We start from the raw sequence: 12,310 nt of genomic DNA, 5'->3' as shown, positions 1-12,310 counted from the left end.
TGCCACAAACAACGTCCCTCTGTCCCAACTGTCCCAGTCCCTAAAACAGGCTCTTCAATATCTCCCCTAAGGCTTCATAGGAGAAATACTTTTTGCCCTTTTCAAAATTATCTTCAACTTTAACTTTTCTGTATTCGCCGTCCTTTAAGTAAGTTATAACTTCCTTGGCAGCCCTGTTTATTATAGCCTCATCTACCTTAACCAGACCTTCTTCGTCCACCTGGTGAGTTTCACCTAAAGACACTATATTAAAGCCAATCTTTCTGAGATCCTTGGCATATACTGGATATTCGTAAACCAACATTGGTTTTTTAGCGAAAAGTCCTTCCAGAAACTGATTGCCGAAGCCCTCTAAGATGGAAGGATAGGTCACGAAATCAGCATGAACATAGGCATCCCAAAGTGAGTACATTTTTACTCCGTCTTTGGTGTATCTGTAAGAGTCTATTACACTGTTTACAAGTTTTAGTTTTATATTATAGGCTTCAGCCTTTTTCTTTAGAGCATTTAAGTACTTTTCTTCACATTCAATAAGGCCTGCCATCACAAAAACTATATCTCCGGTAAATTTCTTGCCGTCATATAGAGAGCCTTCTCTTAGTGCACTCATATTTTCTTCTTCCATAAGCTTTCCTATGGTATCCAGTGCTAATTCAATGGCCTTTCTTTCTGTAACTCTTGTAGCCTGTAGAATCAGTATATCCTCTTCCTTAACGCCTATTACTTCTCTGAAGTCCTTATTGTAGTCATCGATTTCCCATAGGTCTGCTGAAAAGTCAAAGACATTGGGTACTATAGTGGAATCTACGCCTTTTCTTTCCTTTAATTCGCCCTGGGCAATGCTGTTTATTACCGCATTCTTGATGTTATCGCCCTTTGGAGGGAAATATGTCTCTAATAGTTCCTTTACGTAGTCTGTGGTTGGCTTGCTGTATTTTTCTCTTTCCCAGTAGAAGTCATGGTTATGAACCACAGCTCTTATACCTGTGCTCTTTACAGCATTGTAGATTCCTATGGCAGCAGGAAGTCCCCAACCCAAAGACCAGATATTATTGGGTACAATTACCTCTATATTTCGTCTTCTGATTACTTCAGCAATCTTCTCCTCAATGACCTTTGCAGCCTTATTTATCTCTTCTTTTAATCCATCTTCAATATAATCAGTGAGCTTCAGGTAAGAATTGGCTACTATTTTGTCATTGAGAGCATTCTTGTAGTAAAGTTCCTCTATCACTTCTGTGTCTTCATAAGCATTTCCGCCTATATATATAACCTTATGGCCTTGTTTTTCTAATTCAACCTTCCACTTTTCCATTTCAAGAGAAACTCCATCTGTTTCTCCAATTCTAAAATGACATAATGCAATATTCATACTTGTGCCTCCAGTCTTAAGGGTAGCTTATTTTTATCTCTTCATTAGTGTTATCCTTAATGTCCTCATTATTCTCTCTGCTGCGTCTTCTAGTAAAGTCTTGCTATTGGCCATAGCCTCCTCCAAGGTCATAGGCTTATCTACTAAAGAAAAGATACTGTCAAAGCCTTTCTCATAAAGAGTATGGGCATCCTTCCCAAGTCCCCCTGCTACAGCTATAACCGGTAAGTTATAACTCTTTGCAAACTTTGCTACACCATAGGGTGTTTTGCCGAAGGCGGTTTGATAGTCCATCATGCCTTCGCCGGTTAGAACTAGGTCAGCATCCTTCATTTCCTTCTCCAGACCGGTAACTTCCACTACTATGTCGATTCCTCGCTTTAGCTCAGCATTTAGGAAAGCTAAGACCCCTGCTCCCAGTCCTCCGGCAGCACCTGCACCGGGGTAATCCAGAATGCTCTTGCCGGTAGTCTGCACCAGGACCTTCCCATAGTTCAGCAGGTTTCTGTCTAAAATTTCTACCGCTTCTTCATCTGCGCCCTTTTGAGGACCGAAAACTCTGGATGCTCCCCTTTCTCCGCAAAGGGGATTATCTACATCACAGGCAGCTATAAAGTTTACTTCTTTAACTCTTTTGTCTATTCCTGATAGATCTATTGTAGTCAACTGTCCCAAACTTTCTCCGCCTAAGCCTATTTCTTGGCCCTCGGCATTAAAAAACTTTGCTCCAAGAGCCTTGGCCATACTCATTCCGCCATCATTGGTAGCACTGCCGCCTAGGCCCAGGATAATAGTCCTGCAGCCCTTATCCAAGGCATCACTTATAAGTTCTCCGGTACCAAAAGTGGTGGTTACCAGGGGATTTCTCTCCTCTTTTGATAAAAGGGGAAGACCGGAAGCAGCAGCCATTTCGATAATAGCGGTAGTGTTATCTCCCAAGATTCCGTAGAAGGCTTCAATCTCTCTAAAGAGAGGGTCCCTAACCTTAGCCTTTATTATCCTTCCTCCGGTGGCGTCCACCAGTGACTCCACCGTTCCTTCTCCGCCATCGGCCATTGGTACCTTAACAATTTTTGCATTCTCATATACTTTTTTGATTCCTATTTCCAGGGCCTCAGCCACTTCTTTGGCAGACAAGCTTCCCTTAAAGGAATCCGGAGCTATAACAATTTTCATAAATACTCACGCCTTACTCTTTTATTATAGATATTCTACTTTACATGGTCATGAAGAAAGGCTAAACTCTTTCTTATTCCTTCTATCGTCTCTCCTCTTAAGTGGCATTCTATAGAAAGTGTGCCATTATAATTTAATTCCTTAAGCACCTTAAAGAAGGACTTAAAGTCAGTGTGAGCAAAGCCCGGAAGTTTTCTGTTACTATCAGCCAGATGGTAATAGCCAATATATTTGTGATGCTGCTCAATGGTCTTTGCCACGTCATCTTCTTCTATATTCATGTGGAATATATCACCTAACAGTTTGACTTTTTTGCTACCGGTACCATCAATATATAATGCTCCTTCACTTATCATATTAATCATATGGTCTTCGTATCTGTTAAGAGGTTCCAAATAAAACAATACATTATGCTTTTCTGCAGTTTCAGCTATTCTCCTAAGTGAATCTAAAAGTATTCTTCTATCTTCAACTAATGGCCTCTTTGCAGGAAATCTTCTTGCATACATGCCATAGGCAGCAGGAGCCACAAGACCCTCTCCGCCCATTTTAGCAATATTCTCCAAGGACTTTTTTACTCCTTCGACGGCAATATTACGCTTTTCTTCATCAAAATCAGCAATCCAGTTTATATATCCGCCACAAACTGCAGCGATACCTATGCCAGTCTTTTCTGATGCTTCAGCAATTTCTAAAGCATCTCCTTCAGTTAAATTCCTTTGAAAGAAATTCAGTTCCACAGCATCAAAGCCAATTTCCTTTGCAAGGGCAAAGCTTTCCTTAAAAGTTTTGGTTCCCAATAAATTATCTTGTATTGCAAATCTCATAAAAATCATCCTCCCCTTCTACTATAGCGCTAAGACCATTTGAAGTACTTGTTCTGTGGCATTGTCTAAAAGCTCATAGGCCTTAGCTGCTTCATCAAAAGGAATAGTATGAGTTATAAGCCCCTTAAGATCAAGCTTTCCTTCCTTCTGAAGGTCCATTACAGTATGATTTAATCTTAATCTGTTCCATCTGTAGCTGAGGGATGGATCTACTCCTGATATTTGCGAGCAAACCAAGTTAATGCGGTTATGATGGAACTCCTCTCCTAAGTACAGTCCCTTAGGTTCACCTTGTATAAAGCCTGAAGAAACAACTCTTCCTGAATAAGCAGCACATCTTATGGCCTCATGAAGAGCTCTTGGCGCACCGGATATCTCTATGGCTACATCTGCCCCAAGACCTTTGGTAATTTCTTTTATTTCTTTTGCTGCATCGCACTTGCCGGAATTAAGTATGATATCGGCTCCAAACTTCTTGGCAAAGGCTAGACGGGTATCGTCTAAGTCTACAGCTATTACCCTGGCCCCGTTGAGCTTAGCCAATTGAGTAACTATCTGTCCAGGTACTCCCTGTCCAAACACAGCTACAGTTTCTCCTACATGAATATTGGCGTCCAAAATGGCATTTATTCCTATGGCTCCGATGTGGGAGAATATGCCGCAAATAGGGTCAAGGTCCTTGTGCAGCTTACGGTCCTTGGCGAAGCTTTCTTCTGCAATGTGGTTGCTCTTATGTCCCCAAGTTCCAAAGATGATGTCTCCTACTTCAACCTCTTGAACGTCCTTGCCTATCTCCACAACCTTACCCACTTCTTCATATCCCCACTGCTTTAGAGGATAGGTCCAAGATGTCTCCGTTTCCTTTTCAAAAATTCGGTTTGTTGCATCCCACTTCTTGTTGAAGAAGGGGCTTGTGCCTCTGTATGAGGTTAATTCCGTTCCTGCACTTATGCCGGTATAGAGGGTTTGAATTCTCACCTCATTTGCTAACAATTCTCTCTCTTCATATTCCTCATAGCCAACTTTTTTAGGTTGTTCCAAAACCAATAATTTACCCATAATCACATCTCCTCATTATATATGTTAATTTATAATAGTATCCAAGCTATTTGATAGGGTTTTAAATCTGTAACTTCTTCAATCTGACCTGAAGCCAGAAGGTCTCTTCCTACAATAGGTTCCTTAAGTTTTACATTCTTGTCCGTAACATTCACTATAGCGATAATTCTTTCATCAGTGCTTTCATTATACCTTTCAACAGCAAAAAGTGATGGTGATAGTTCCAATACCTTTTGACTTGCATAAGGTGAAAAGGCGCTGTGAGACCCTCTTATCTTAAGAAGTTCCTTGTATCTTGTAAACACCATATGCCTTAGTGAAGTCTCATCCTTTATCTCAGCTGTAAGCTTGTCGTAATGCAGCTTTTCTCTGTTTATCCTTCTGTTGATACCGGAAGCTTCCACACCTTCGTACCAGTTTTCTGAACCCAGCAGACTATGATAGTAAATTCCCGGAACTCCTTGCATGGAGAGCATTATGCCTTGGGAAGCCATGAATCTTTGGAACTTCTCATTGTTGTCCTTTTCCGGACTGGTTATGCCGTTAAGGTAGCTGATGTTCAGTTCATAGGGGCTTTTGCTTCCGTCAGTGTTTGTTCTGTAACTTACCCTGCCGCCGTTTTTTAGTACATTATCTATCAGGAAGTTCTTTTCTTCTTCTGTAAGTATACCTTCTATAGGTCTTACTCCTACCCCGTCATGGGAAGCCAGGAAGTTGAAATAGGTGTTACCTTCCTTTAATGGAGTGTCTTCCAGGGACTTTGCCCATTGAGTCAACTTACTTGTATCCCCTTTTTGTAGTGAGAACATAGTCAATGGAGGCAGCGGGAACTGGTAAACTAAGTGAGCTTCGTCTCCATCTCCAAAATAACTTATATTATCTAAATGCGGTACATTGGTTTCTGTAATAATATAAGTACTTGGGAAAAACTCCTGTAAAAACAGCCTCATAAGCTTAACAATGGCATGGGTTTCTTCAAGATGCATACAGGTTGTGCCAAGCTTTTTGAAGGCAAAGCCAATAGCATCCAATCTTATGAATTTGGCTCCCTTTTGAGCATAGAATAACAGTACTTCTATCATTTCTGCCAAAACCACAGGATTGGAGAAGTTTAAATCTATTTGGTCATCGGAGAAGGTTGTCCAATAAAACTTTTCTCCTTCCTTGGTCTTAAACTTAGTAAGCAGTGGCAAGGCCCTAGGTCTTGTAACCATGCTATAGTCTGCATCAGGGTCTGCCTCAATGTAATAATCCTTGTATTCCTCAACACAATCTAGGCAGGCCTTGAACCAAGCATGAGATTTAGATGAGTGGTTAACTACTGCATCTATCATCAAACCGTAATTATTACTTAGTGCTTTGATATCCTCCCAATCTCCCAAGCACTCATCCACGGTCTTATAATCCGATACAGAAAAGCCATCATCAGAAGTCGACGGACATATAGGAAGTAAATGAACATCTGTAACCTCTTCCTGGCAGTTTTCGTCTAAAAACTTTTTCAGAGTTCTGAGGGGTTTCTCCTTATCACTTATTATGCCGTCTCCATAAGTGATTAGCATTGCATCCTTTTCATTTAGCTTTATATTTTTTATATCCTTGTAATTTTCCCACTTATCTATTAGGGAAGAAATAATATTTTCTGCATTCTTTAAAGTCTCATCCTTATATATTACCTTTAATAATTCTAAGGATTTTACATGAAAGTCCTTCATTTTTACCTCCAAAAAATTTTATTAATCGAAGCTTAACACAGCAACCTTTGAAGCAATGATGTCAGCAATTCTTTTATAGCCTACTTCATTTGGGTGAATATAATCTTCAAAATATTTTTCAGCATTATAATAGTGAAAATTAGTTAACTTTCTCATATCGATAGTTGTAAATCCTAACATTACAGATAGCTCCATAATTGCCTCATAATAGTCTATAAGTGTTAAATTTATAGAGTTTTTACTAATATATCCCTCTTCCTTCACAGCGCATTTATCTGGAATTTCATAGCGAAATATTGGAGTTAAATACACTATATTAGCACCGGGGTATAGTTTTCTCAGCTTATTAATCACTGCTCGTACAGCTCCATAAAATGTATTTTCATCATTGCTACTTGCATCCCCTAAAGGGGCTCCCCAGTACCAGTCATTTGTGCCATGCCATAGTATAATCAAATCAGCATCTTTATGAATATTAGCTTCATTATCCAGTAAGCCCACTAAGCTATTGGGGGTTGCTTTGGAAATCCCGCTAGACCCTATTGCATGATTATATATTTCATTAATATTAAGTTTTTCTTTTATTAAAGCTTCGTAGCCGCCATCTCCGTGATTTCTTGTAGATATACTGTCGCCATATATTACTGCTTTATTGATTTTAACAACCTTTTTATTATCCATGTCTATCTCACCATCTTTTTGCAAATTCACTTTGTACCATGGTATCCATACCTCAAAGTATAGTTATCTAATCTCCAATGACCTATCTCCATCAATAAAGAAATCATATTTTCTGTCCAGGTATTTAACCTGAAGCTTAAATCTATCCTTGGTTGCTATTTTTAAGCATACTTTTCCATCTTTACTGGATGCATAAAAGCTAGCTGTTTTTCCAAAGAACCAATAGTTTTCACAACCACTTAATTCCTCTTCGGCATCAATAGTCCAAATTACCTCTTGCTTTAATGCATCTGCTTGCAGTCCTATTCTAAACTGGATTGTGTATAGTATCGGCGCAATGCCGGACCAGCCTACAAATTCTTTCTTATCAGCGTTTCCGGAAGTTATATGGTCCGGGGGATAGTTTTCCCATATACTTCCGGTGCTTTCAAACACTTTAACCACATTTTCTAGATGGTTTAAAGCTATCTCTTTAGCTAAAGTGTCATATCCATATTTTAAGAGTCCATAGATAACCATGGTGTTTGTGGGTGCCCAGACGGACCCCTTCCAGTAGCCGCCTTGGTGGTCATATTCCATTTCATCTGCTGCACAGACCGGAACTCTGTGAATTCTATTAAAAGTATTTTTATCATTAAGCCACTGAACCAATCTTTGTGCCTTTTTTTCATCGGCTACTCCAGATATTAAGGCCCAATAGGCTGCTATGGTTTTTACTGGGGCCCTTTGGCCATCATCCTTCAGGTCAAAGTAAAACCCCTGATCTTCATCCCACATAAGGGCATTAATTGCATCCTTTGTGAGCTTTGAGCTGATCCTTAAGAAGTCACTTCTTTCCTTGAAGAGCTTCTCGTCAATGTGCTGATGATCTAATAATTCCTGCATTATATCTACAAGGGAATTTGCAAACAGCACCATTTCGCAGCTTGTATCTACAGCACAGCCCAAGTATTTATTCCTGGGGGAATTATCCATACTGGCCCAATCAGTAACATATAGGTTGTTTGCATGTCTGATATGGTACCATAGGGCCTTATAGTACTGAAATAAGGGTTCTGCCACCAGCTTTAGCCTCTCAAGGTCTCCGGTTTGACAGTAGCTTATATACTCTGCCCAGGCCATTATAGGATGATTCAGATTATCTAAGGTCAAATAGGGGTTTTTAGGAACTACCCTGCCTAAATTGGGCTTGTACATCTCATCATAGGAAATATTATTTATCTCCTTAAGCCTCCTATGGCCATAGTTATAGTGAAAGTAAGAGTAAAGGGGCTTATCATAAACATTTACCCACTTATAAAAGTCCCTGCCGGTTTCCCTCACCAACTCCCTTGGTATTTCACCATCTTCAAGCTGCTTACAGTAGAAGTTATCCAGTGAACAGATGCCTGGTATATACTTATGAAAGAGGTTGCAGAACATGGTTATAAAGGCTGTATCCCACATAAATATATCTTCATTGAAAGCCGCATCCACAAAGTCACTTACAAAGCCACTTTCTGCAGTCGGCCTCTTTATATTTTTGTAGGCAAGCTTTACTGCATACCAGTAGCAGTCTATTATTCCATTGCCCCTGGTCAAAATGGGGTTTGGCAACTTATCTTTTACTTTTTCAAAGATTTTTACCTCAAAGGGTTCATATACTTTTCTGTCAAAATACATACCCCTTGGGAGACTGTCTATTTTATAGCTAGGTTCACTCATAATAGTTCTCCAATCACCTTAATACAAAACTATGGTTATTATTTTCTTAGGCTCTACTGAAAAAGTTAGCCTATTGTCTTGCACCTTGATCTCTGCTTCTATATTTTCAAGTAAGTCTGTAAAATATGCCTTGGTACATGTAAAGCCAAGGTCTAGGTTTACCAAGCTGGCTTCTTTTTGTGTATTGTAAAGCCTAACAACTATGCTGTCACTGTATTCATGCTTTTTAACAGTGCTCAGTAATACATTACTGTTATCTATATTAACTAAAGATTTATACTTAAGTCCTTCCTCAAGCTTTCCGGTGGTCTTCCACACATCAAAACATCTAAGGGGATAAAGGTACTGCTGGGATACCTCATTGATGCTTTCCTTACCGAAGTATAAGGAATAGTAAAATGTACACTTACCAAGCTCCTTTGAGTCCTCTGTCTTGATAATGGGTGTTGTGCTGTGCTGGCCACTTTGCCAGGATATTGGCAAGTACCTAAACATATGGGATGTGCTTCTCAGTAGGGTAATATACAAGTCTAAACCTTCATCAGATGGTTTAGTGTTATACTCATAAATCCCCTTGCTTATCACATTCAGCACACCATCATCACCACGGATACCGGCATAATTTTGCATGGGCTTTAAAAAGGATTGGGTAGATCTTAAGTCCTTGTCAAAATCAAATCTGTGATTATCTCTCTCTATCTCGTCAAAGCATACATGAGAATAATCTATTGGGTTAATATAATTAGTCGGAAATTTAACTGTAATAACATGGTCAGAGGCCTTGTTTTCAATTTCAACTTTAAAATCTATTCTCGGGCAGCCACGGTACAGGGTAACATAGGTCTCTATAGCACAATCTACGTACTCAGTGCCTCTGCCTAAAAACTTTTCATCCGCTGATTTTGGGACATTGAGTACGGCTTTCAGCTTTAGGGTTGAAGCTAGATCTGAGTTTCTTATGACAGAAACACTCTTTAGTGTTGCAAATACATGCTCCTCTCCTAAGGGGGATACATGCTGGTATTCGTCTCCTATGTCCCCTCTGCTGACATAGGTGTTCATGTCCTTATACTGTTTGCCGCTGACTTTATCCAATATTGTTAAGCTGCCGTTTTGATCCGGTGTTATTTTATAAAATTCATTCTCAATAAATCTGTGTGACCCTTGACTTCTGATATATAATTCTGCCTGCCGTTTTTCCATAGCTGATTTGGGTACCACAATATAGTTTTTAAAGCCTAAGGCCGGAACCCTCTTGGCCTCAAATCTTATCTTAAAACATTTCCTATATATCTTTTCTTTACTTTCGTATTTGAATTCTCGCGTTATGATGTCTTCCCATTGGTCTATATACTCGTAGTTAATGGGGTTTCTTTCCGTATCGTAAAGTTCTATATCACAAACCTCATTTTGATTTTCCACATGGATTACTGCTTCGGTAATCATGGTGTTATCAAACTGAAGGGGGTTGAAAACCGTTAGGTATTGCTCCTTGCCCACAAGGTCTTCGGTGTTGATCTTCTTTGCCAACTTTTCAAAGGCAAGGTCAGAAAGTCTGGATACTATGGTGTGGGCATTCACAATGTAGCTGTGGATATCCTTTATAACTTCATCGCTGGAACAGCCTGCAATGGCGTCATGGCCCAAGGCCTTTAATATATGCTTCCAAGCATAGGTAAACAATTCCGCCGGATAGGCTTCACCATGGCTGAAGGCTATGGTATTAAGCGGTTCCGCATATCTCTCTACCTCCCTCAAGGCTTCAAACATAGCGTATTTGAGGTAATGTCTTGTGGAACCTACAGCGTTGGGATCCGGTCCATAGCGAAAGTCTCTCAGTTCTCCCTCTATTTCTTTTAGCTCTACCTCTTGGGCTCTTTCTAAGGCTAACTTTGCATAGTCTTCAATAGAGCCATTAACAATGTCTAAGTCCTTGAAGGCCTCTTTCACCTGCTTTAGCTTGGCAGTAAAGTCAGAATCTTGATATAGGTGGTCCGATCCGTTTATGAGTAAAAATGTATTGAGCTTGCTCTTGGCTTTAAGGCTCTCATAGGCACTTTTAAAATGGTCTTCAACGGATTGTCCCAGCTTTCCCCAGCTTTTGAGGCTCCAATAGCCAAGGAGCATATACTCACCCAGAACCTTGGAACCATCCGGCGCCTTCCATATAAATTCTTTATTTTCTAAGGTATCTATACTGCAACCCCTAAAGAAGAAGGCTGACTTCATGCCCACCCCGTTTAATATTTGGGGCATCTGTGAGATATGGCCGAAATTATCCGGAATGTATCCTGCCTGCATCTTGCCGCCAATGTCCATACACACTTTATGGCCTACCAGGAAATTTCTTATCATAGCTTCTCCGCTGGATAAAAACTCATCCGGTAAATTATAAAGTGGTCCAAAGGTAAGCTTACCTTTGGACACAAGGTTTTTGATGCGGTCCTTGTTTTGAGGAAAAATCTCCAAATAATCCTCAATGACAACACTCTGGCCGTCAAAGGTATAACATAGAAAATCTTCATCTTCTTCTAAAAGCTCTAACAGATTATTAATTAAATCGCACAATCTGATCCTAAAATCGTTGAAAGTTCTATACCACTCCCTATCCCAATGGGTGGAAGCAGCAACTATAACCTTATCCATGGTAATAACCCCTTAGTTTTCTACTTTATTCTCTTTGTTGTCTCCTTATCAAAGAACATAGCCTTTCCGTCTTTCACATGAAGGTTAACCACAGTATTCGGCTTAATCTCCATATGATTTGTTGTCATGATCTTCACTTCTTCGCCGGCAACCCTAGTGATCAGGATTGAATGGGTTCCCTGTGGTTCAACAAAGTCTATAGTTGCTTCACATAGGAAACCCGGTCCCTTGTTACCGTCAACAGAAAGCCCTATAAATTCAGGTCTTACTCCCATATCCACATTTTTGTTTATATATGGTCTTAGGGCCTCTCTCAATTCTTCTTGTACCTTGTATCTGAAGCCATCTCCAACTGCATTTAGCTGGCCGTCTCCCAGCTCTATCTTAACGTCAAAGAAGTTTGTAGGCGGTGTTCCTATGAAGGATGCTACGAACTTAGTGGCACTGTCATGGTATACTTCCATAGGTGTACCTATTTGTTCAATGATTCCCTTGTTCATAACCACTATTCTGTCTGCCAAGCTCATGGCTTCTGACTGGTCATGGGTTACGAAAATGGAAGTGGATTTTTCATTGTTATGTATGTTCTTAAGCTCAGTCCTCATTGAAACTCTAAGCTTTGCATCAAGGTTTGACAGGGGTTCATCCATCAAGAAGATCTTTGGCTTAACCACTATGGCTCTGGCAACGGCCACTCTCTGTCTTTGTCCACCAGACATTTGGGCAGGATATCTGTCCAATAAGGCTGTTATGTCTGCCGCTTCAGCTGCTGCATAAACCCTCTTTTTAATTTCATCCTTTGGAACCTTTTGCAGCTTTAAGGGGTAGGCTATGTTCTCAAACACAGTCATGTGAGGCCATACCGCATAGCTTTGGAATATCATGGATACTCCTCTGTCTCTTGGCTTCTTGTTAAGGATACTTTCACCTTCAATTAAAATGTCTCCGCCGCTTACTTCCTCTAGTCCCGAAATCATTCTTATGGTTGTGGTCTTACCGCAGCCTGAAGGTCCTAAGAATACGATAAATTCGCCTTTTTCAATGGATAAGTTCATTTTATTTACTATCAAAGCACCGGCTTTGCTATATCTTTTTTCTAAATCTTTCAATACTAAATAGCTCATTATATC

The 12,310-nt window shown here is 40.0% G+C and carries 9 protein-coding genes; all 9 read right to left on the bottom strand.

From position 1 onward, the window contains the following. Positions 1-40 precede the first annotated feature (40 nt). Entirely contained in the window at positions 41-1,372 is a 1,332-nt protein-coding gene (locus FHY60_RS02375) for a glycosyltransferase family 4 protein (RefSeq protein WP_139902985.1), read from the bottom strand. 33 nt (positions 1,373-1,405) lie between these two features. After that, positions 1,406-2,548: a glycerate kinase gene (locus tag FHY60_RS02370; protein WP_139902982.1), complete on the bottom strand. Its 1,143-nt coding sequence runs from the start codon at positions 2,546-2,548 to the stop codon at positions 1,406-1,408. Positions 2,549-2,583: 35 nt separating this feature from the next. Beyond that, positions 2,584-3,375, bottom strand: coding sequence for a sugar phosphate isomerase/epimerase family protein (locus FHY60_RS02365; protein ID WP_163215702.1), 792 nt, complete (start codon positions 3,373-3,375; stop codon positions 2,584-2,586). Between the two features lie 21 nt (positions 3,376-3,396). Next, complete coding sequence (locus tag FHY60_RS02360) at positions 3,397-4,434, bottom strand: zinc-binding dehydrogenase (protein WP_139902977.1); 1,038 nt, start codon at positions 4,432-4,434, stop codon at positions 3,397-3,399. Positions 4,435-4,463: 29 nt separating this feature from the next. Further along, positions 4,464-6,149 (bottom strand): sugar phosphorylase, encoded by a 1,686-nt coding sequence (locus FHY60_RS02355; protein WP_139902975.1) that lies wholly within the window; start codon positions 6,147-6,149, stop codon positions 4,464-4,466. Positions 6,150-6,170: 21 nt separating this feature from the next. Beyond that, on the bottom strand, positions 6,171-6,830 hold the full coding sequence (locus FHY60_RS02350) for an SGNH/GDSL hydrolase family protein (protein ID WP_139902972.1): 660 nt from the start codon (positions 6,828-6,830) through the stop codon (positions 6,171-6,173). A gap of 63 nt (positions 6,831-6,893) precedes the next feature. Beyond that, positions 6,894-8,534 carry an MGH1-like glycoside hydrolase domain-containing protein gene (locus tag FHY60_RS02345; RefSeq protein WP_139902970.1) on the bottom strand — a complete coding sequence of 547 codons (1,641 nt, stop codon included), beginning with the start codon at positions 8,532-8,534 and terminating at the stop codon, positions 6,894-6,896. A gap of 18 nt (positions 8,535-8,552) precedes the next feature. Beyond that, entirely contained in the window at positions 8,553-11,180 is a 2,628-nt protein-coding gene (locus FHY60_RS02340) for a glycoside hydrolase family 38 N-terminal domain-containing protein (protein ID WP_139902967.1), read from the bottom strand. Positions 11,181-11,200: 20 nt separating this feature from the next. Next, entirely contained in the window at positions 11,201-12,304 is a 1,104-nt protein-coding gene (locus FHY60_RS02335; RefSeq protein ID WP_139902964.1) for an ABC transporter ATP-binding protein, read from the bottom strand. Positions 12,305-12,310 lie beyond the last annotated feature (6 nt).

Origin of the sequence: Clostridium thermarum, from assembly GCF_006351925.1 — a bacterium.
GTDB lineage: Bacteria > Bacillota > Clostridia > Clostridiales > Clostridiaceae > Clostridium_AU > Clostridium_AU thermarum.
The sequence above is the reverse complement of the archived record's forward strand: the minus strand, read 5'-3'. Positions and strand labels throughout refer to the sequence as shown.